This window comes from Micrococcales bacterium, from assembly GCA_016703125.1.
Classification (GTDB): domain Bacteria; phylum Actinomycetota; class Actinomycetes; order S36-B12; family UBA10799; genus JADKAV01.
The window spans coordinates 108,156-128,668 of record JADJCR010000004.1 but is presented as its reverse complement, the minus strand read 5'-3'; the positions used below and the strand labels follow the sequence as shown (position 1 = coordinate 128,668).

At 69.7% G+C, this 20,513-nt stretch carries 16 protein-coding genes; 8 read left to right on the top strand and 8 right to left on the bottom strand.

What is annotated here, in order from left to right; all coding sequences use genetic code 11:
* Positions 1-3 precede the first annotated feature (3 nt).
* Complete coding sequence (locus IPG68_07340; protein ID MBK6763092.1) at positions 4-1,236, bottom strand: alpha/beta fold hydrolase; 1,233 nt, start codon at positions 1,234-1,236, stop codon at positions 4-6.
* Between the two features lie 48 nt (positions 1,237-1,284).
* Between IPG68_07340 and IPG68_07335 the strand changes: the two genes are divergently transcribed.
* Both IPG68_07335 and IPG68_07330 read left to right on the top strand, forming a co-directional pair.
* Entirely contained in the window at positions 1,285-2,043 is a 759-nt protein-coding gene (locus tag IPG68_07335; protein ID MBK6763091.1) for a ParA family protein, read from the top strand.
* Entirely contained in the window at positions 2,040-2,339 is a 300-nt protein-coding gene (locus IPG68_07330) for a hypothetical protein (protein MBK6763090.1), read from the top strand. Before IPG68_07335 ends, IPG68_07330 begins: the two co-directional genes overlap by 4 nt.
* A 60-nt stretch (positions 2,340-2,399) precedes the next feature.
* On the opposite strand, the gene IPG68_07325 is transcribed toward IPG68_07330, so the two are convergent.
* On the bottom strand, positions 2,400-3,794 hold the full coding sequence (locus IPG68_07325) for a DEAD/DEAH box helicase (protein ID MBK6763089.1): 1,395 nt from the start codon (positions 3,792-3,794) through the stop codon (positions 2,400-2,402).
* A 39-nt stretch (positions 3,795-3,833) separates the two neighbouring features.
* Between IPG68_07325 and IPG68_07320 the strand changes: the two genes are divergently transcribed.
* Positions 3,834-4,502 (top strand): hydroxylase, encoded by a 669-nt coding sequence (locus IPG68_07320; protein MBK6763088.1) that lies wholly within the window; start codon positions 3,834-3,836, stop codon positions 4,500-4,502.
* Positions 4,503-4,505: 3 nt separating this feature from the next.
* On the opposite strand, the gene IPG68_07315 is transcribed toward IPG68_07320, so the two are convergent.
* Together IPG68_07315 and IPG68_07310 are read right to left on the bottom strand one after the other, a co-directional pair.
* Positions 4,506-4,730 carry a DUF3107 domain-containing protein gene (locus IPG68_07315; GenBank protein MBK6763087.1) on the bottom strand — a complete coding sequence of 75 codons (225 nt, stop codon included), beginning with the start codon at positions 4,728-4,730 and terminating at the stop codon, positions 4,506-4,508.
* 103 nt (positions 4,731-4,833) lie between these two features.
* A complete protein-coding gene (locus IPG68_07310; GenBank protein ID MBK6763086.1) occupies positions 4,834-5,451 on the bottom strand; it encodes a TetR/AcrR family transcriptional regulator in 618 nt (205 codons plus the stop codon).
* 87 nt (positions 5,452-5,538) lie between these two features.
* On the opposite strand from IPG68_07310, the gene IPG68_07305 reads away from it, so the two are divergent.
* Complete coding sequence (locus IPG68_07305; protein MBK6763085.1) at positions 5,539-6,420, top strand: alpha/beta hydrolase; 882 nt, start codon at positions 5,539-5,541, stop codon at positions 6,418-6,420.
* 49 nt (positions 6,421-6,469) lie between these two features.
* On the opposite strand, the gene IPG68_07300 is transcribed toward IPG68_07305, so the two are convergent.
* Positions 6,470-7,147 (bottom strand): hypothetical protein, encoded by a 678-nt coding sequence (locus tag IPG68_07300; protein MBK6763084.1) that lies wholly within the window; start codon positions 7,145-7,147, stop codon positions 6,470-6,472.
* A 106-nt stretch (positions 7,148-7,253) separates the two neighbouring features.
* Between IPG68_07300 and moeZ the strand changes: the two genes are divergently transcribed.
* Positions 7,254-8,426, top strand: coding sequence for an adenylyltransferase/sulfurtransferase MoeZ (moeZ, locus tag IPG68_07295; GenBank protein ID MBK6763083.1), 1,173 nt, complete (start codon positions 7,254-7,256; stop codon positions 8,424-8,426).
* A gap of 306 nt (positions 8,427-8,732) precedes the next feature.
* Here moeZ and IPG68_07290 read toward each other — a convergent pair whose 3' ends face one another.
* Positions 8,733-11,345 (bottom strand): flippase-like domain-containing protein, encoded by a 2,613-nt coding sequence (locus IPG68_07290; protein ID MBK6763082.1) that lies wholly within the window; start codon positions 11,343-11,345, stop codon positions 8,733-8,735.
* 115 nt (positions 11,346-11,460) lie between these two features.
* Here IPG68_07290 and IPG68_07285 point away from each other — a divergent pair, with 115 nt between their 5' ends.
* Complete coding sequence (locus IPG68_07285) at positions 11,461-14,565, top strand: ATP-dependent helicase (GenBank protein MBK6763081.1); 3,105 nt, start codon at positions 11,461-11,463, stop codon at positions 14,563-14,565.
* Positions 14,562-17,648, top strand: a complete 3,087-nt coding sequence (locus IPG68_07280) for an ATP-dependent helicase (protein ID MBK6763080.1) — start codon at positions 14,562-14,564, stop codon at positions 17,646-17,648. Before IPG68_07285 ends, IPG68_07280 begins: the two co-directional genes overlap by 4 nt.
* Here the strand turns inward: IPG68_07280 and IPG68_07275 are convergent.
* Positions 17,615-18,049, bottom strand: coding sequence for a hypothetical protein (locus IPG68_07275; GenBank protein MBK6763079.1), 435 nt, complete (start codon positions 18,047-18,049; stop codon positions 17,615-17,617). The two genes, IPG68_07280 and IPG68_07275, sit on opposite strands and share 34 nt — an antisense overlap.
* 371 nt (positions 18,050-18,420) lie before the next feature.
* On the bottom strand, positions 18,421-19,593 hold the full coding sequence (locus IPG68_07270) for an acyltransferase (GenBank protein ID MBK6763078.1): 1,173 nt from the start codon (positions 19,591-19,593) through the stop codon (positions 18,421-18,423).
* 165 nt (positions 19,594-19,758) lie between these two features.
* Here IPG68_07270 and nudC point away from each other — a divergent pair, with 165 nt between their 5' ends.
* Positions 19,759-20,478 carry an NAD(+) diphosphatase gene (gene nudC / locus IPG68_07265; GenBank protein ID MBK6763077.1) on the top strand — a complete coding sequence of 240 codons (720 nt, stop codon included), beginning with the start codon at positions 19,759-19,761 and terminating at the stop codon, positions 20,476-20,478.
* Positions 20,479-20,513: the final 35 nt, after the last annotated feature.

Here is a 20,513-nt window from a genome sequence, read left to right as displayed (position 1 = left end):
ACCTCAGCAGGGGAGTTCGGCCCAGACTTCCTTGTCGCCGGTTCCGGTCTCGCAGCCCCAGTCGGCGGCGATCTTGGCCACCAGCGCGAGTCCTCGGCCCCCGGTCCGCAGACCACGATCCTCAGCGACCGTCGGCAGAACCTCCGGCGCGTTGTCCACGACACTGATCCGGACACGGTGGGGCAGCGCACTCATGCGCAACTCCACGACGCCATCTGCGTGCCGGATGGCGTTGGTCACCAGCTCGCTGGTGATCAGTTCGGCATCGTCGATCAGGTCGGGCAGCCCCCAGGCCCACAACTGGTCGCTCACCGTCTTGCGCGCGCGCCGGATCGCCGTGGTGTCCGGCTCCAGCGGGGTGACGATGCGCATACCCGGGGCATACCCTCTGCGCCGGCTCCTTACACATCGGTCGGCGTCGGACCGGATAAACGACGCAGCGAGCAGCGCGGCAGTCGCTTCGGGCGCCTCCACCGCCGGGGAGTGTGCCGTGTCCGGGATGAGGGCCAGGCGCGCGCGCCACCGCTGTGCGAGGTGAACCTGGGTCTGCCAGGACCAGGAATCCGGGTCGTCGATCCCGAACGCGACCAGCAGAGAGGCGGTTGACCGGCTGAGGTCCTGCTGCGGCCCGTCCAGCAGGATTCGCGCCATGGCCGCCATGCCCCGCGCGTCGGTCTGCACGAATCGCCGGTGCAGGAAGTCCTGGATGTCCGCCGGGGGCTCCGGGAGGCCGTTGGCCGCGTCGGCGGCCACCTTCGCCTGCCAGATCTGCTCCATCGAGAAGTGGTCCACGGCGTTGATCAGCAGGCGCAGTCTGTCGTGCTGGGACGGGTGGATCGGTCCGGAGCCGGAGTTCAGGAGCACCAGCGTCGCCCAGTCGAAGCCTGCCGCCGCCCGTCCGGCGATCAGCCCGCCGAGCGAATGGCCCACCAGATGCACCGGGCCCGGCAGTCCCTGCGCCATGCGGCACAGGTCATCCGCCCACAGGTCCAGGTCGTACGCCATGGCCCGCGGGGACTCGTACTGCCCGCGGTGATCCACGGCCACCACGGACCAGCCCATCGCGGAGAGGTCGCCGATGACGGCGAGGAAGTCCTCCTTGCTGCCGGTGAATCCCGGTGCGAGAATCACGGTCCCGAGTCCGGTGCCGCGGGCCTGCAGCGTGGCGAGGCCGGTTCGGGGATCATCGACACGCCGCACGCCATCCGGGAGGGCTATCGACCGTGGCGTGCTCACTGGGGCACAATAGTGCCAGTCGGGGCGGAAGAAGTTCAGGGGCGGGGCGTGCATTCACGGATCGTGGCGGTAGCCAACCAGAAGGGTGGCGTCGCCAAGACGACTACTGTGGCTTCGACCGGAGCCGCGCTGGCCGAGGCCGGCCAGAAGGTCCTCCTGATCGATCTCGATCCCCAGGCCTGCCTGACGTTCGCGATGGGTGTCGAGCCAGAGCAGGCGCAGTTCACTATCCACGACGTGTTGCTGGGCCGGCTCGGACCGCGCATGGCGATCACGGCCACACCCGAGGGCCCGGACCTGCTGCCCGCCTCCATCGAACTGTCCGGCGCGGAGATGCAGCTGGCAAACCGCACCGGCCGCGAGTACGTGCTCCGGGAGGCCCTCGCGGAGGTGGCCGCGGACTACGACATCGTCCTGATCGACTGCTCGCCGTCGCTGGGTGTGTTGACCATCAACGCTCTGACGGCGGCGCATGAGGTGCTGATCCCGATGCAGGCCGAGACGCTGTCCCACCGCGGTGTCGCCCAACTGCTCGAGACCATTGACGACGTGCGCCGGTACACCAACCGGGACCTGCGGATCATGGGGGTCCTGCCGACGATGTTCGACGCCCGCACCCGGTTGTCCCGTGAGGTGCTCAAGGACATCGAGGACGAGTACGACCTGCCAGTGCTGCCGCCTGTATCCCGGTCCGTACGGTTCGCCGAAGCGCCGGGTACGGGTCGTTCGATCCTCTCGACCGCCCGCCGGTCGCGCGGCGCCCAGGCCTACCGCGAGCTCGCGGCTGTCATCATGGAGGCCTCATGAGCGAGCGTCCCGCGGCCCTGCGCCGCGTCCCCGTCCCCACGGGCAGCCCCCGCCGCCGCACCGATCCGCAGGGCAAGCGGGCGCTGTTCAGCGACGAGATCCAGCCGCCGTCGCTGGGCAGTGTCTCGCTGCACTGCGAGAAATGCGACAGCAACTCCGTGATCTCGGTGGTGCAGGTCGCGAGACTGGCGATGCCCCTGCTCTACATGCCCGTGCCGGGTCGGGCCGACCGTGTCTGGATGAAGTGCCCGGTGTGCTCGGCGCGTAGTTGGGTCAGGGTCCGCATCAAGGCCTAGCGCCGAAGGGTTTCTGTGCCCTGCGTCAACGCAGCGCTGGCACACCACGACGCCTGCGGCTCAGGCGTCTCCGCCCGATGCCGGTGCACCGCTGTCGCGCCGGGTCCGCCGACGACGGCGCTGAGGCTTGCGCTGCCGGTCCCCGCCTTCCTGCGGTGCAGGCCGGCTGCGCTTGCGCTCCCGGTCCCCGCCGGTGCCACGCCGTTCCGGCTTGGGCGCACGGTCGTCGCGCGGGGCGGGCGGCTTCAGCCGCGCCGGCGCATCCTTGGCGATCCCGAGGCCGGTGAACACGTGCTCGGAGGTGGAGTAGGTTTCGATGGGGTCGGCGAACGGCAGCCCAAGGGCCTTGTCGATGAGCTTCCACCGGTGTATGTCGTCCCAGTCCACGAGGGTGACGGCCACACCGTCCGAGCCGGCCCGTCCGGTGCGGCCGATGCGGTGCAAGTACATCTTCTCGTCGTCGGGGCACGTGTAGTTGATCACGTGCGTGACGTTCTCCACGTCGATGCCCCGGGCCGCCACATCGGTGGCCACCAGGACATCGATCGTGCCGTCCCGGAACTGCTGCAGGGCTTTCTCCCGCGCGCCTTGGCCGAGATCGCCGTGGACGGCGCCGGCTTTGAAGCCGCGGTCCACGAGCTCGTCACACAGGCGCTGGGCTGCGCGCTTGGTCTTGCAGAAGATCATGGTCCGCCCGCGGCCATCGGCATGCAGGATTCGGCCGATCAGGTCGGGCTTGTCCATCGAGTGCGCACGCCACACGTGCTGCTCGATGGCCTCGACCGTCGCGGTGTCGTCACCGGGGTCGGTGGCCCGGATATGGGTCGGCTGGGTCATGTACCTGCGAGCCAGGTTGAGGATCTGCCCGGGCATCGTCGCTGAGAACAGCATGGTCTGCCGCTGCGCGGGGACCATCGACACCAACTTCTCGACGTCGGGCAGGAAGCCCATGTCGAGCATCTCGTCAGCCTCGTCGAGGACGAGGGACTTGACTTTCGAGAGGTTGAGGATCCGCTGGTTGTGCAGGTCGATCAGCCTGCCGGGGGTCCCGACGACGACGTCGATGCCGCTCTTCAGTGCCTCGACCTGCGGCTCGTAGGCCTTCCCGCCGTAGATGGGCAGTACCCGCGCCCCAGCGAGTTTGCCGGCCTCGGCGATGTCCTCGGCCACCTGTACGCACAGTTCGCGGGTCGGCACGATGACAAGGGCCTGCGGCGTGGTGCCGCCGGGCGTCAGTCGCTCCAGCAGCGGGATGCCAAAAGCAAGGGTCTTTCCGGTGCCGGTCTTGGCCTGGCCGATCACGTCATGCCCCGCGAGGGCCAGCGGCAGGCTGAGTTGTTGGATGCGGAAGGGGTGCGTGATCCCCTTCTCCGCCAGGGAGGCCACGGTATCCGCGCGCACTCCGAGGTCTTCAAAACTTGGATCGTTCAGGGTCTTCTCCGTTGATAGTCGCAACTATTCTCCCATGCGGCCGTGACGGTTCGCCGACCGGACATGGCGTCTATTCTTGGGTCCGTGGACAATGCCCGCGAGGAAGCGACCATCGACCTACTGGCGGTGCTGGCCTATGGCGAGTTACAGGCGTTCGAGCGGCTGTCGCAGGACGCGGTGCTGTCTCCCGATCTGGCCGGCCGCGAGGCGGTCACCGAGATGGCCATCGGCGAATACGGGCACTACAAGATCCTCGTGGACGGCTTGCGGGCGCGCGGCGCCGATCCCATTGCCGCGATGCGGCCCTTCGTGGCGCCCATCGACAATTTCCACCGCTCGACTGCGCCGGCTGACTATCCGGAAGCGCTGGTCAAGATCTACGTGGGGGACGGGATCGCCGCGGACTTCTACCGCGAGGTCGGGCAGTTCCTCGAGGAGGACGCACGACGCCTCGTCGATGAGGTGTGCGCGGATCTGGGGCACTCCTCGTTCGTTGTGCCGACGGTGCGAGGCATGATCGCCGCCGACGACCGACTGGCGAGCCGCCTGTCCCTGTGGGGCCGCCGACTGGTCGGTGAGGCATTGTCACAGTCGCAGCGGGTGGCCGCGGAGCGCGAAGCGATGGGCGAGTTGCTGGTGGGCAGCACGGACCTGGCCGAACTCGGCCGGATGTTCGCCCGGCTCACCGACGCGCATGCCGCGCGGATGCGGGAACTGGGGTTGAACGCCTGAGGCTCAGGTGTTGCCGAAGCCGACGTGACGCGCCTGGGGCGGACCGATCTCGATGTAGCTGAGGGTCACGGCCGGGATGAGGACCTTATGGCCGCGGATGTCGGTGAGGCTGATGAGGCCGCCGTCGCTGACCGCCTGGTCCACGAGGGCGTGGACCTCATCGGGTGTCTGCTGCACCTCGATGGTGATCTCGCGCGGTGAGTACTGCACGCCGATCTTCACTTCGATGGGGTTCTTCGCTGCTGCCTTGGCCACAGGCCACAGCCTACGTCAGGACCCGCGGGGCGTCCCTGGCGCGCAGCCTATGTTCGCGCTGGGCGCACGCTGCAGCTCAGTGTGTCTTGGGAAAGCCCGACACTCCGCGCCACGCCAGCACGGACATGACCTGCGAGGCCTGGTCGCGCGGGATGCTCCCCTGGTCGCGCAACCAGAACCGCGCGGCGGTCTGCGCCATGCCGGTGAGTCCCATGGCCACGAGCATCGCCTGGTCCCGCGGAAGTCCGGTGTCGGCGGCGATGACGTGGGTGATGGCCAGTGCGCAGCGGTGGTCGGTGCCCTCCACGATCGAACCGACGGCTGGTTCGTTGGTCAGGTCGCTCTCGAAGATCAAACGGAAAGCGGCGGACTTGTCGTCGACGAACGCGAAGTAGGCCTCGATGGCTGCCCGCACGCGCAGGTTGTTGTCGTCGGTCGTGTCCAGAGCCAGCTGCACCCGCTCGACCAGATCCTGGCTGGATTGCTCCAGCAAGGCCAGGTAGAGATCTAGCTTGCTCGGGAAGTGCTGATAGAGCACCGGCTTGCTCACCCCGGCCCGATCGGCGATCTCGTCCATGGCCGCCGCGTGGTATCCGCGGCCGACGAACACCTCCTGCGCGGAGGCGAGCAACTGCTCCCGGCGTGCCTTTCTCGGCAGGCGCACGCCGCGGCGGGCAGGTTCGACAACGGACATGAACACCTATGTTACTCGCCAGTAGCATCTGCTTCGCGCGCCACCTCGACGCGCGTCCCTCACTGTACTCCCGGGTACCGTGATCCGGTGTCAGTCCGCGAACGCGTTCCAGGGGTGGTATTCGACGCCGCCGGCCGGGAGATCTTCGTGCGGGAGGCCGGGGTGGGTGCACCGGCGCTGTTCGTGCACGGCCTCGGCGGGAACTCCACGAACTGGACCGATCTCATGTGGATGCTGTCCGACCGGCTGCACGGCATCGCCCCGGATCTGCCTGGCTTCGGCCGCAGCGGGCCGAACCCGGACGGTGACTACGGCCCGCGCGCACAGGCGCAGGTGCTCGCGGCCTTGATCCGGGAGCGGTTCGCCGAGCCGGTCCACCTCTTCGGCAACTCCATGGGCGGTGCGATCAGCGTCCAGTTGGCCGCACGGCACCCGGACCTCATCCGGTCGGTCACCCTCATCTCCCCGGCACTTCCCGACCTGCTGCCGATGCGGACCAACATCCAGCTGCCCGTGATCGCGATCCCCGGGGTCGGACAGGCCATCGCCACCCGCTTGGCGAAACTGCCGCCGGAACAACGGGTGCGGGCCACGCTGAACATCGTGTACGCCGACCCCTCGTGCGTGCCGGCCGAGCGGGTCGCCGAGGCGCAGGAGGAGGTCCGCCTGCTCGCAGAGAAGCCGTGGGCCGGTGAGGCGTTCCAGTCGGCGTTGCGCGGCATCCTGGCGACCTTCTTCGACCGGGGGCCCGAGGCGCCGTGGAAACTCGCCGAACGCATCCGCGTGCCGGTGCTGCTGGTCTACGGTCAGCGGGACAAACTCGTGCGGCACCGGGCCGCCCGGCGGGCCTCGCGGCACTTCCTGCACTGCCGGGTCATGGTGCTGCCGCACTCCGGTCACGTGGCGCAGATGGAGCATCCGGAGATGGTGGAGCGGGCGTGGCGTCACCTCGTGGAGCCGTTCGCCTGAGCCTCAGGTCCAGGCTGACCGGCTCGCCTTGTCCCGCGCCCCCCAGGCCTCAGCCGAGGAACTGGTAGGACGACGCCAGCATGCCGAGGTACATGAACGGGACGGCTACGATGCCGGCCGCCGTGGCCACGACCGGCCGCTGCCGGGCGCCGCGCACCAGTGCATACGTGGCCACACACAGGGCGGCCTCAGGGGCCAGGACGTAGACGGCCACGCCCAGGACCTCCGTCACGCCGAGGGGCTCCCACAGCGGGATGCCGGGGGCCAGTCGTTCCGCCACCGTGAACAATGCCAGTCCTACCAGGGTCACGGCGGTGAAGGCAGTGGGTGCGCCGCGACGGGCCTCCACATCGCGGCCGAGCATCATCACCGGCAGCAGCGCGATGGTCCACATCCCGGCCATGAAGACCGGCATTGTGCCTACGAAGGGCGACCCGGTGTCGGGGAATGTGATCGATCCGAGGATCGCCGAGAGGAACCAGTCAGGCAGCACCATGAGCACACTCATCGGCGCCAGGACCGCCCAGGTGATCCACAACTCGTCGTCCTGCCATCGCCGGGCCAGCACGGGCACGGCGATGTTGTAGCCGATCACCAGTGCCAGCACCTCGATGCCGGCGGGGGCGACGGGCAGCAGGAGTACCACGACCACGACCACCGCGAACACACCGTGGAAGGGCAGCCAGCGCGCCGAACGGCGGGGAGGGGCTTCGGTGACCTGCACCATGGGAGGGAGTCTGGCATGCCGTCCGGGGCCCCGCACCCCGGCCGTCGGGAACAAACCGGCGCCGTGGCACGGTTGTCGCAAAGAACCAACCGTTGGAGAGTCCGCAGTGAAACTTGCGCCGCTGGTCGAACCGGCCGCCGATCTGACCGTCGACGAGGTCCGTCGCTACAGCCGCCACATCATCATCCCGGAGATCGGGATGATGGGCCAGAAGCGGCTGAAGAACGCCCGCGTGCTGTGTGTTGGTGCCGGTGGGCTGGGCTCGCCGGCTCTGATGTACCTCGCCGCGGCCGGGGTGGGCACCCTCGGGATCGTGGAGTTCGACATCGTCGACGAGTCCAACCTGCAGCGGCAGATCATCCACGGGCAGAGCGACATCGGCCGGCCGAAGGCTGAGTCGGCCCGTGATGCGGTCCTCGAGATCAACCCGCACGTGAACGTGGTCGTGCACAACGAGCGTCTCGACAACAGCAACGTGCTCCAGATCTTCGCCCAGTACGACCTGATCGTGGACGGCACGGACAACTTCGCGACCCGGTACATGGTCAACGACGCGTGTGTTCTGCTCGACAAGCCCTACGTGTGGGGGTCCATCTTTCGCTTCGAGGGTCAGGCGTCGGTCTTCTGGGAGTCCCAAGGCCCGCAGTACCGTGACCTGTACCCTGAACCCCCGCCGCCGGGCATGGTCCCGTCCTGCGCGGAGGGCGGCGTGCTCGGGGTCCTGTGCGCATCCATCGGGTCGATCATGGGCACCGAGGCCGTCAAGTTGATCACCGGTGTTGGCGAGACTCTGCTCGGCAGGCTGATGATCTACGACGCCCTGGAGATGAGTTACCGGACCGTCCGGATCCGCAAGCACCCCGAAACGATCCAGGTCACGGGTCTGATCGACTACGACTACTTCTGCGGCACGGTTTCCGACGAGGCGGCCGAGGCGGCCAGGGACTCCACCATCAGCGTGAAGGACCTGCAGCTCATGCTCGAGCAGCGTGAGCGCGGTGAGCGGGAGTTCGTGCTCATCGACGTGCGGGAGCCCAACGAGTGGGACATCGTCAGCATTCCGGGGGCGGTGCTGGTGCCGAAGGGGGAGTTCCTGTCCGGGGAGGCGCTGGCGGGCCTTCCGCAGGACAAGCAGGTCGTCCTGCACTGCAAGGTCGGCGGCCGATCCGCCGAGGTGCTGGCGCTGGTCAAGGCTGCCGGGTTCGCCGACGCCGTGCACGTGGGCGGCGGCGTCGTCGCATGGGTGAACCAGGTCGAACCGGAGAAGCCGAACTACTGACCTGCCCGCCGGCACGGGACCCATTGTGATGATGGTGCGGCCCGGTGGGGCTGGTTTGTGTCGATGGTGCGGGGTCAGGGGGTCGGGATCGCGCACCATCGTCGCACCCGGGGTCGGGGGGCCGGTACCTTCGTCGCAATCGCGGGGGCGCGCCCACTTCGGGACCCATTGTGATGATGGTGCGGCCCGGTGGGGCTGGTTTGTGTCAATGGTGCGGGGTCAGGGGGTCGGGATCGCGCACCATCGTCGCACCCGGGGTCGGGGGGCCGGTACCTTCGTCGCAATCGCGGGGGCGCGCCCGCCCACCTATAGCAGGTTGTTGCGCTGCAGCGAGTTGAAGGCGAACCAGCCGGGCACGGTCGGCAGCCAGAAAGTCATCAGCCGGAACAGCAGCACCGAGGAGACCGCCAGTCCGCCGGGGATCCCCGCGGCCGTCAGACCCGCGGACAGGGCAGCCTCCACCGCGCCCAGACCGCCGGGGGTGGGCGCGGCCTGTCCGATCGTCGCCCCTGCGAGATAGACCACTGCGATCGCGGCGATGGGAGCCGAACCGCCGAAGGCCCACACGCACGCGACCAGGCACGCGATGTAGCCGAGGTTCAGCAGAACGATGCCACCGATCCCGATCCCGAGTTTGCGCGGCTGCTGGAGCAGCGTCAGCAACCGCGGCCCGACCTGCTGGAAGATCGGCCGGATGCGGCGGGTGATCCAGGCACGGGTCCAGGGCATCAAGAGGAGGAACACCGCGGTCGCCAGCCCGCCGAGCAGGACCAGGACGGCCCAGGACGGGGGCGTGAAATCGCTCTCCTGGCGCGTTCCGGCGACAACGCCGAACGCCAGCAGCAGCAGGATGTGCACGACGAAAGCCATCACCTGCGACACGCCGACGCTGGCGGCCCCCAGCGCCGGGTGGACCCCAGCGCGCAGCAGGTACCGCAGGTTCACGGCGACCGCACCCAGAGTGGGCGGCGAGATCAGCGTTGCGAACGAGGCCGCGAGTTGCGCCTGGAAGGTCCGGAGGAACTGCAGGCGCTCGGGCACGAACCCCTCGAGGGCCATCGTGGCGGCGATGTAGGTCAGTGCTGACAGCAGCAGCGCGACGAACGCCCACCCCCAGTTCGCATCGGTGAGCAGGGTTGCCAGGTTCACCTGGGCCAGTTGCGTCAACAGGATGTAGCCGGCCACGGTGCCGGCCACCACCGTGAGCAACATGCGCGGGCGCAGGCGCTCGAGTTCCACCTGTTCGGGATTGGGGTTCGGGGACATCTCCAGGAGCAGATCCCGCAGTTGTACCAGCAGGTCCTTGCGCCGGCGGATGGCTTTGCGCGTCTCCGATGACAGGGCGATGGGTTGCAGCACCCCCAGGGCCTTGACCAGGCGCAACGGCCCCAGCACGCGCTGCCCGGACGCGACCGCTCGGTCAGGGTTGGTGAGCAGCGACAGAGTGCAGAGCAACTCGGCCAGATCCACCCGCTGGGCCACGTCGCTGGACGCGACCGACCCGTCCTCGGGGTGCAACAGCCACACCTTGCCCGTGTCGTCGCGCAACAGATGGCCGGCGGTCAGGCAGCGGTGGGTGATCCCGCGGTCGTGCAGGCTCCGCACGGCACGCCAGGCGTTGTCGAGGTCCGCGTCGGTGAGCTCCGCCCCGATCTCGGCAAATGTCCGGCCGTCGATGCGGGGGAACGCCAGCAGGGCAGCGTCCTCCCCGACCTGGACGGCCGCGAGCAGTTCCGGGGTGGGGGCGCCCGCTGCCTGACCGGCGTAGGCCTGCAGAGCGGTGCGTTCCAGCCTCCTGCGCATGCTCAGCCGGGACGGCGTGCTGTCGTCTCGCACCCGCAACGTGCGCCAGATACTGGCCGCCACGCCGGCGCCCTCAAGGTCCCGGTCGAGGACCAGAACGTTGAGCGTCTCCCCGCCGCGGGTGGTGGCGACGTAGCGGCGGCCCGCGCTGAATTCCCGGTGTGCGCGCAGAACCGTCACCGGGTATCCAACCTCCTCCAACGCCGTGGCGACGGCCAAGCCGCTCGGTCGCGTGGTCGGAGTTCCCAACAAGTAACGCATCGCCAGGCCCACGACCCACCCCAGCAGGATCGACAGGGCCAGTGCGGTGGCGGTGGTCCCACCGGTGACGATGTTCGCCAGCACGATGGCCCCCACGACCACGATGGACACGGGGCCGAACCGGGGGCGCTCGATGAGCCGGGCGATCGTGATGAAAGCGACCAGTCCGGCCAGGATCGCATTGAGCGGCGGCAGTTGGCCAGGCGTCTCCTGCCCGGTGAGGGTGAGCAGCAGGCGGGGGTTCGGGTAGCGGGTGATCACCCAGGCGATGGCCGAGGTGAGCAGCACGGCGGTCACCAGTCCGGCCAGTGCCTCGGCCAGCATCCGGCCCCGCCGGCGGATCATCAGGTCGAACGCCGCAGCGATCGGCAGGACCAGCACACCGAGCAGACCGATCACGTTGGCCGCCACCACGATCACACCCGGGATGCTGTCCGAGGCCTTCGTGAGGTCGCTCTCGAGGCCGGCCGCCGCCGCGGAGGCGAAGTAGGCCACGCCCAGGATCACCGCTGCCAAGCCGAACGCGGACAGCAGTCGCAACAGATCGATGGGTCGTCGCAGCCTGCGTGGGATGACGTCGGCCTCGATGACGACTGTCTCCAGGTCGGGATCGCGCGCCGGTGGGGCCGGCGGTGGCGCATGAACGCGTTCCTCGTCGACCGGGGTCGCAGGCGGAACCCAGGGTTCCGGGACCGGCTCGGGGGCCACCGGGCTCTGCAGTGACCGGGTGGCGTCCATGGTGTCCGGGCCGGGCGTGGCGCCGAGGCGCACGGTGGGGTGATCGCCGGCACCATCCGGTCCCGGCGGGGCGCCCGCGGGTCCGGACTCCTGGGGGAAGGAGTCGCCATTGGTCACCCCTGCATGGTGTCAGACGCGGCGCCCGCCCCTCGACGGTGACAGCGGCACGTGACCTCCCCCGTGGGTGCAGTCCGTCCCAGAGCCTGTCGCACCCCTGTGGTGTGCTGTGGCCATGGCTCACCGGATTCGACTGCGGCGTCCGCATGCGCGCGCTGTGCGGTTCGTCCCCGACGCCGCGCAGCGGGCGGTGATCGAACACGAACACGGGAATCTGCGAGTCCTGGCCGGACCCGGGACTGGGAAGACCAGCGTCATCGTCGAGGCCGTCCAGCGCCGCATCCGTGACGGACAGCCCCCAGGGTCGATCCTGCTGCTGACGTATGGCCGGCTCGCTGCCCGCGAGCTGCGGACCCGGCTGACCACCGGCGACGGCCCGGTCCCAGTGGCCACCACCTTCCACGCACTGGCCCTGCGCCTGGTCCAGGCGCACGACCCGCACATCCGGCTGATGGGTTCTCCCGAGCAGGAGACGGTGCTGCGCGACATCCTGCGCACCTCACGGCACTTGCCCGCCCAGCTCGAGGCGGCTCGACACAGCCGCGGTCTGACAGAGGAGATGCGTGGGTTCATCAGCGGGGCGCAGGCGCGCGCAGCCTCCCCCGGGGAGGTGGTGGCCGACGAGCCGTTGACCAGCGGGGCGGCCGGGGTCTATGCGGAATACCTGGACATCCTCGGACTGGCAGGCACCGTGGACTACGCCGAACTCATCGCCCGGGCAACCGACGTGGCGCGCTGGCATGCCCCCCGGGCGGTGCGCGAACTGCGCACGATCTATGTCGACGAGTACCAGGACACCGACCCTGCTCAGATCGTGTTGCTCCGGGAACTGGCCGCGCATGGTGCCCAGGTCGTCGCGGTGGGCGATCCGGATCAGGCGATCTATGGCTTCCGGGGGGCCGACGCCGACGGCATCCTGCGGTTCGAGGAGGCATTCGGGCTGCCTTCCTGTACCACGATCGCGCTGGGCGCGACGCGTCGGTTCGGCCCGGCGATCGCAGAGGTGGCGGCCAGGGTGGTGCCGAAGAACGCCCTGCCCGGAGTGGGCATGGAGGCGGTCATCTCGCACCGGTCGCCGCAGCCCGCCGGTGACCCGGAGGGCCGGACCGCCTTCCGGGTGTTCGAGTCGGAGGCGGCACAGGCAGATCACCTGGCGGATCAACTGCGCCGGGTGCATGCCGGTGCCTCCGAGGTGTTCCCCGGCCTGTGCCTGCCTTGGTCGGACATGGCGATCCTGGTCCGGTCGGGTCGCCGCGACCTGCCGGTACTGCAACGGGCGCTGGCGGCGGCGGGGATCCCGGTGGAGATCGCCCGGGACGACCTTCCACTGGCCTCGACGCCGGCGGTGCGTCCGTTGCTGGACATGCTGCGCGTCGCCGGGGACGTCGACGGCGGGCTGACCGCAGAGCGCGCCGTGTCTCTGCTGTGCTCCCCGCTCGGCGGGCTCGACGCCCGGCGGGTGGCTCGGCTCGGTCGCGAGGTGCGCCGGCGAGCCGCTGAGGCGGGGGATGCGGCGCCGGGGTCGTCGCACCAGTTGATCGCCGATGCGGTGCGCGACCCGGCCGCCGTGGACGGCGTGGACCGGGTGCTGGCCGAGCCGGTGGTATCCCTGTCAGGGATCGTCGAGCGGGCCTGCGAGGCTGCGGCGAGCGGGGCTTCGCCGGCGCGCATCCTCGACCTGGTGTGGCGGGCCACGTCGTGGCCGGACCATCTGCGCCGGGAGGCGCTGGCCGGTGGCCGGCGGGCGCGGGAGGCCAATCAGGCGCTCGACGCCGTGATGGAACTGTTCGACCATGCTGAGCGGATGGACCGGGCCTTCGAGTCGGTGCGGACACCTGCCGACTTCCTCACCCAACTCGACGAGCAGGTGATACCGGCGGCACCGGACCTGCAGAAGTCGTGGAACCGGGAGGCCGTCCGGCTGCTGACCGCTCATCGGGCCAAAGGCAGCCAGTGGCCGTTGGTGGTCATCGCCGGCGTGCAGGAGGGTCTATGGCCGGATCTGCGGCCACGCGCGGCCCTGTTCGGGCGGACACCGGACGCCGGGTGGCGCGAGCAGCGGATGCTCGAGGAGCGACGACTGTTCTTCGTGGCGTGCACGCGCGCCTCCCGCGCCCTGCTGGTGGCTGCGGTCGACAGCACTACCCAGGACGGCCCGACCCCCTCCACCTACCTCGGACTCGCCGCCGGGACCACGCCGGTGGTGTCCGTGCCCGGCCGCCCCGGCCGCCCGCTCACACCGGTGGGGGTGGTGGCCGGGTTGCGCCAGATCCTGACCGACCCGCAGTCGTCCCCGGCGCTACGCGCCTCGGTCTGGGAACGACTCCAGGACCTGCGCGAGGTCGCAGACGCACGCGGCCAGCACGTCTTCCCCTGGGCCGATCCGGACACCTGGTGGGGACACCGGCCCTGGACCAGGAACCCGACGCCCTGGTTCGACCCGGACGCACCGCTGCCGATCTCGGCGTCCGGTATCGACAGTTACGTCAAGTGCCCGCGCAGGTGGTTCTTCGAGAAGCGGACCGCCGTGACGCAGACCACCACCACGCGCTTGGCGTTCGGCAATCTGCTGCATCTGTGCGCGCAGGCCATCGCTGCCGGCGATCTGCCCCCCGATGAGTCGGAGGTGCAACGCGTGCTCGACTCCGTGTGGCATGCGGTTGGCTACGAACCGGGCTGGCAGTCGCGTTTCGAGCGTGATCAGGCGCAGCAGGCAACCGTACGGCTGATCGCCTGGTTGCGGCAGACGCCCGGGGAGTTCATCGGGGCGGAGACCGAGTTCTCACAGGACGTCGACCTGCCTTCGGGGGAGTCGTTGCGCGTGCACGGCACGGTGGACCGCCTCGACCGGGTGGCGGGCCAGACCGTCATCACGGATTTCAAGACGGGCAAGAAGATCACCCGGGAAGCGGCCGCCGGACACTTACAGATGGGCCTGTACCGCTGGGTCGCCGAACTCGGCGGCCTGGGGGACGCGGGCCGCGCGATCGCCCAGTTGCTGTTCCTGCGCGATGACCCGCCCCGGGGACAGCACGAGCCCGGTGCGCGGGTCATGCGCCAGGACGATCCGGATCTGTCGTGGCTCCCGGAGATCCTCGACGCTGCCGCGGCGGGGCTGCGGGCCGAGATCGCGGTCGCCCGTCCCGCCGACGGCTGCCGGACCTGCCTGGTGGCGGACTCGTGTCCGGCCGACCCGCGTGGCGCGGAGGTGCGGCCGTGACCCCTGAGCACTTGGCGCAGATCTTGGGTTTCACGCCCAGTGACGAACAGTGGCGCGCCATCAGTGCCCCGTTGGATGGCCCGCTGCTCGTGCTGGCCGGCGCCGGTTCGGGAAAGACCGCAGTGATGGCCGCCCGCGTGGTCTGGCTCGTCGGTTCGGGTGCGGTCCGGCCCGAGCAGGTGCTCGGCCTGACGTTCACGAACAAGGCGGCCGGTGAGTTGGCCGCCCGGATCCGGATGCTGCTGTCCCAGATCCGGGAACCGGGGCACGACGACACCGCTGAGCCGACGATCCAGACGTACCACGCCTTCGCGATGGACCTGCTGTCGCAGTGGGGCCTCCTGGTCGGCGCGGAACCGTCCGCGGCGCTGCTGAGTCCCACCGATCTCGCAGTGCGCACGTATCGCGCCGTCGCGGCCAGTCGGGTGCGCTGCGAGGATCTCGGGACCGCCGTGATCCGCACGGTCAGCGATCGGGTCGCGCGCCTTGACGACGAGTTGTCCGAACACCTCGTCACACCGGAGGCGTTGCGCGCGCACGATCAGCGTCTTCTCGAGGCGTTGGTCGACGAGCCCGGCGCCCCGGCGCGCGACGCGCTCGCCGCGACGCGAAAGCGACTGCTCGTCTCGCAGGTGGTCGAGGAGGTCAGGGCCGATCGGGCTCGCGACGCTGTGGTGAGCTTCGCCGACCTCATGCGCTTGGCTGTGGCCATCACCGAGGTGGAACAGGTCCGGCGCGACCAGCGTGAACGGTTCGCCGTGGTACTCGTCGACGAGTACCAGGACACCTCCGTGGCACAGAGGCTGATGTTGCAGAACCTCTTCGCCGACGGCCATCCCTTGACGGCGGTCGGCGACCCCTTGCAGGCGATCTACGGATGGCGGGGGGCATCTGTGGCCAATATCGACGGTTTCCGCGAGCACTTCGCCACTGCCGTCGGGCAGGCGCCTGCCACCACTCTGACGATCAACCGCCGCTCGGGGTCGGTGATCCTGGACGCGGCCAACGCTGTAGCTGCCGACGTGCGCGCCCAGCATCCCGGCGTCGACGTCCTGCAGGCGGGTGGGGCTGGCAGCGGGCAGGTTTTCGCCTCACTGCACGACAGTTGGCGCGACGAGGTCGCTTGGCTGGTCGACCGCATCCGGGAACTGATCGGCGCTGGTCAGTGCCCGGACGAGATCGCCGTGTTGTGCCGGACGAACGAATTCGTCCGACTGGTGGCGCTGGAGCTGCGGCAGGCGGGCATCCCCACGGCGGCGGCGTCCCTGGGTTCGGTTCTCCATCAGCCGGAGGTGGTCGAGGTCCTGTGCATGCTGCGGGTACTGGAGTCCGCGGACAGTGCGGCTCTGGTCCGGCTGCTGACGGGACCGCAGTGGCGCATCGGTCCCAACGATCTGGCGGTGCTCGGGCGTCGCGCCCGCGACCTGGTGGGCGGCAGGACCGGTGAGGACGACGCGGACTTCCCGGCGGCACTCAGGGACGCCGTGGCCCAGGTGGATCCCGTGGACGTGGTCAGCCTGCTCGAGGCCGTCTACGATCCCGGCCCGCACGTCAGTGTCGAGGCGCGCGAGCGCCTACGGCGGTTCACCGCCCATCTCGACACCATGCGCCCTGCGCTGGTGGCCGGCATCGAGGAGGCCGCACACCGGGTGGTGGAGATCAGCGGCCTGGCGGTCGAGGTGCGTCTCGGCCCCGATGCGGCCTCCCGCATCGACGGGCTGGCGGCACTGTTCGACGTGATAGCGGCCTATCGCGCCGCGCATGACGACCCGTCGGTGTCGGCCTTTCTGCGCTGGCTGGCCTTCGCCGAGAGTCTGGACGAGACCCCCGACACCGACTTCCCGATCCGTGGGCAGGTCGTGCGTGTGATGACCGTCCACCGGGCCAAAGGCCTGGAGTGGGACTGCGTTTTCGTGCCCGCACTGTGCGAGGGAATCTTCCCGTCGTCGCAGGGTCGACCGCTGTGGACCACGCATTACGAGGTCCTGCCCCACGCCTTGCGCGGAGACCGAGACCGGCTGCCCGCCCTTCCTGGCTGGACCGATGCCGGCGGCGTGTTCGCCGGAGGTTTCCGGGACGCCCAGAAGAACCTGAAGCAGCAGTACGCCCAGCACGACGCGTGGGAGGAGAACCGGTTGGCCTACGTGGCGCTGACACGGGCGCGCCAGCAGTTGTTCGTGTCGGGGCATCACTGGTCGCACAGCGGACGGCTGCGCGCTGCGAGCCAGTACCTGACGACGGTGGCTGAGGTCGCCGCGGTGGAGTGCGCGCCCTGGGTCGAGCAACCGGCGGACGCCGCACCCGCACTGGCCACCGGTGACGTGCAGTGGCCGTCGGCGGAGGAGGTGTACGCGGATGTGAGCGCGCCGACTGGCGAGGCGGGGATGCTGACCCTCGCGGAGTCGGAGCGACTAGCGCGTCTCGACGCCGACATCGAAGCAGTCGTGCGACGGGAGTACGAACAGTCGCAGCCGGTCGGGGAGGTGGAGCTGCCCGCGGTGCTCAGTGCCTCCCTGCTGATGCGCGCAGTGGCCGATCCGGATGCCCTTGCGCGCGATCTGGCCCGCCCGATGCCCAGGATCACCCCGGCGTCAGCGGTGCGCGGCACGGCGTTCCACCAGTGGGTCGCGGCGTCGGCCGAACAGCTGACACTGATCCCCGAGTGGGACCTGGCCGAGGACGCGGAGTTGGCCGGTGATCCCGAACTGGCGGCGCTGATCGAGGGCTACCTCGGCACCGAATATGCCCGGATGACCCCGGACGGCACGGAGGTCGAGATCGCCCTGCGGGTGTCCGGGATGGTGGTGCGCGCGGTGATCGACGCGGTGTATCGCCACGCGGACGGCACCTGGGAGGTGGTGGACTGGAAGACCAACCGGCACCAGACCGCCGACCCCTTGCAGCTGTCGATCTACCGTTTGGGCTGGGCCCAGCAGGTAGGGGTGCCGGTGGAGCAGGTGCGCACGGCTTTCGTGTACGTACGCGACGGTCAGGTCGTCCGCCCCCCGATGCTCGACCAGGACGCCCTCGCGGAGGTCCTGCGCGACCTTCAGACCGACAGCGTTGCGGTGACCGCGCAGTGATCGGACACCGGCAGCGGGTGAACGTCCGCGCGGGTGGCACGCAAGCCGTCGGTCAGGATGTGGTCGAAGCGGACCCGTGGCCGGAAGACCGGGTATGTCGGGCCGAGTTCGACCTGGTGCCAGCGGGTCACCCTTGCCGGGATGCGCCCGGGCATGTTGAAGTCCCCGAGCAGGACCATGGGCCGGGGCATGGTCGCCAGCCAGTCGCGCACCCGGCGCAGTTGCCGGATGTTGGCCACCGGCACGAAGGACAGGTGAACGGTGGCAACGGTCACGGGGGTGGGCAGGTCCAGGACCACAGCCACCGCCGCCCGGGGTTCGTCCGGGACCCGCAGGATGCGCGGGCGCGGGTTCCCGGGGACGAGCAGCGGGAGTGTCATGGGCGCCGGAGGCATGATCATGCCGCCACTCGCGCACCGGGATCCGGCTCACGAGCCCGACGCCGTACAGCGGTGCGGTGAACTGTCCGCGCGCAGCCGCTGCCACGTCGTCGGCGGTGCTCGCCCGGAAGTCCGCAGCCGGGCCCGGAGTGCCGACGACGGTCGGCACGAAGCGCCAATGAGCGGCCCCCAGGGTGTCGGCGGCGACGGCGGTCTGGTCCGCCATCGCGCTACGGGGCTGCGCGGCATCGACCTCCTGCATGCCGAGCACGTCGACATCCAGTGCAGCGACGGCAGCTCGCAACGCATCGGTGTCGCCCTCGCGTGCACCGCCGAGCACGCGCATGCCGTGCAGGATGTTGTAACTGCCGACGCGAAGGGTGCTCATGGGGCTAGCGCGTCTGCTCCCCGGCTTCCTCGGTGGGGACCTTGCGCACCCCCACCTTGCTGCGCATCCATTCGCGGGCCGGCTCCTCGACGAGTCGCCACATGAAGTAGGCCAGGCCCACCGTCGAGACGATCAGGAACAGCGTGCTGAGCAGGTACAGCGGACCGCCCTCGATGCCCACGAACTGCATGCCCGCGCGCCACAGTCCGAACCAGACGATGTGGATGAGGTACAGCGAGTAGGAGATGAAGCCGCCGACGACCAGTTTGTGCGTGCTGAGGAATCGCGACGGGGCGCCATCGCTCAGGGCGAGGCTGCCCAGCCACAGTACGAGCAGCGGGATGATGATCACGTAGCCCCGGGGCGCCTCGTCGGGCAGGCCCGGCCACTGCAGTCCCGACATGTTGCCCATCACCACGGCGATGACCACGATGACGACGGGGATGACCCACGCGAGGACGGCGGCCATCTGTCCAGCGCGGGCGCTGTTCTGCCACTTGCGCACCGCCAGGTACGTCATGCTGCCGGCGGTGAACTCCGTGGCGATGCGGACCGTGCTGGCCCAGTTCTGCGTGAGGAAGGGGTCGTAGTCCCGGGTCAGGCCGATGTACAGCAGCGGGGTGAGGCTCAGGAACGCCAGACCGGCCAGCGCCGCCGGACCCAAGCGGTCGCGCAGGCGCCACAGGAGCAACACCAGCAGCGGGAAGAACAGGTAGGCCAGCCACTCCATGGACAGCGACCACGCCGGGAAGTTCCAGCCCCGCTGCGGGTTGGGCCCCCACTCCTGGATCATCAGCACCTGGCTGAGGTAGGACGGCACAGTCATCCAGTCCCGCCGGCCCTCGCCGGTCACGACCCCCTGCGCGAGCGCCGCCAGCCCGGCCACATTCAGCATCACGAAGTACACCGGGTAGATACGGGCCAGCCGCAACCACCAGAAGTTGAGGCTGCCCGACCAACTGATCCTGGGACCCAGCCGGGTCAGGTACGTGTGGGTGAGGATGAACCCGGAGAGGGCGAAGAAGAGATCCACGCCGACCGACCCGAGACGCAGGAATTCGTGCAGGACGGGTACCAGCACGCCGCTGGCAGCCAGCGCCGGCTGGAAGTGGTAGAGCATCACCCACGCGGCCGCGACGAAGCGTACGCCGGTGAGTTGTCGGATGAAGTCGCCCATGCCCGCCCATCCTGACACAGGGGTTACCGTTGCCTGGTGTGGCCCACCGCGGAACCCGATCGTTTCGAGCGCGATGAGGCGGCACGCAGTGATCCCGGCCGGGTGCGCGAGCTCTGGGAGGACCCGCAGCGCCGCCTGGTGGCGGTCTACAAGGGTCACGTCGACATGGACGCGCAGGTGTCGGCGGACCCCGCCGACGCGATCCTGCTGGGTACGGTGGACCGGGTTCCGTGGTTCGCGCTGCGCACCCGCACCGACTCCACGCAGGAGATCCGGTCGCTCGCCGATGGGCTCGACGACACCGGGTTGTCGGCCGCGCTGACGGCCGTCGCGCTGGACAACTGGCACGCCTCCCACCCGGTCTGCTCCCGCTGCGGCGAGCCCACGCAGGTGATCCGGGCGGGGTGGGTCCGGCGCTGCCCGCGAGACGGCTCCGAGCACTTCCCACGCACCGACCCCGCGGTCATCACGCTGGTCGTCGACGACGAGGACCGGGCGCTGCTGGGCCGTCGGGCCGAGTGGCCGCCCGGCTGGTACTCGACGCTGGCCGGGTTCGTGGAGCCCGGGGAGACGTTCGAACAGGCGGTGGTGCGGGAGGTATTCGAGGAGGCCGGCGTGCGCGTGCCCGTCGACCGGGTGTCGTACCGGGCGAGCCAGCCGTGGCCCTTCCCGAATTCGATCATGATCGCGTTCACGGCACACACCCACGCGCAGGACTCGCAGCCCGATGGCGTGGAGATCACGCAGACGGCGTGGTTCAGCCGCGAGGCGTTCCGGGCCGCCGCCGAGGAGGGCACGGTGCGCATCCCGCCCCGGATCTCCGTCGCCCATCAACTCATCGCCGACTGGTACGGCGCGCCGATCCCGCACACCTGGCGCCGCTGACCCACGCGATCCACAGGGCTGCCGACGCGGTGTCG

Coding starts and splice junctions, on each gene's coding strand:
- IPG68_07330 (MBK6763090.1), top strand. CDS start 2,040: ATGAGCGAGCGTCCCGCGGCCCTGCGCCGCGTCCCCGTCCCCACGGGC.
- IPG68_07310 (MBK6763086.1), bottom strand. CDS start 5,451: ATGTCCGTTGTCGAACCTGCCCGCCGCGGCGTGCGCCTGCCGAGAAAG.
- IPG68_07270 (MBK6763078.1), bottom strand. CDS start 19,593: ATGGGCGACTTCATCCGACAACTCACCGGCGTACGCTTCGTCGCGGCC.
- IPG68_07320 (MBK6763088.1), top strand. CDS start 3,834: ATGGCGTCTATTCTTGGGTCCGTGGACAATGCCCGCGAGGAAGCGACC.
- nudC (MBK6763077.1), top strand. CDS start 19,759: ATGGACGCGCAGGTGTCGGCGGACCCCGCCGACGCGATCCTGCTGGGT.
- IPG68_07275 (MBK6763079.1), bottom strand. CDS start 18,049: ATGATCATGCCTCCGGCGCCCATGACACTCCCGCTGCTCGTCCCCGGG.
- IPG68_07285 (MBK6763081.1), top strand. CDS start 11,461: ATGGCTCACCGGATTCGACTGCGGCGTCCGCATGCGCGCGCTGTGCGG.
- IPG68_07300 (MBK6763084.1), bottom strand. CDS start 7,147: ATGGTGCAGGTCACCGAAGCCCCTCCCCGCCGTTCGGCGCGCTGGCTG.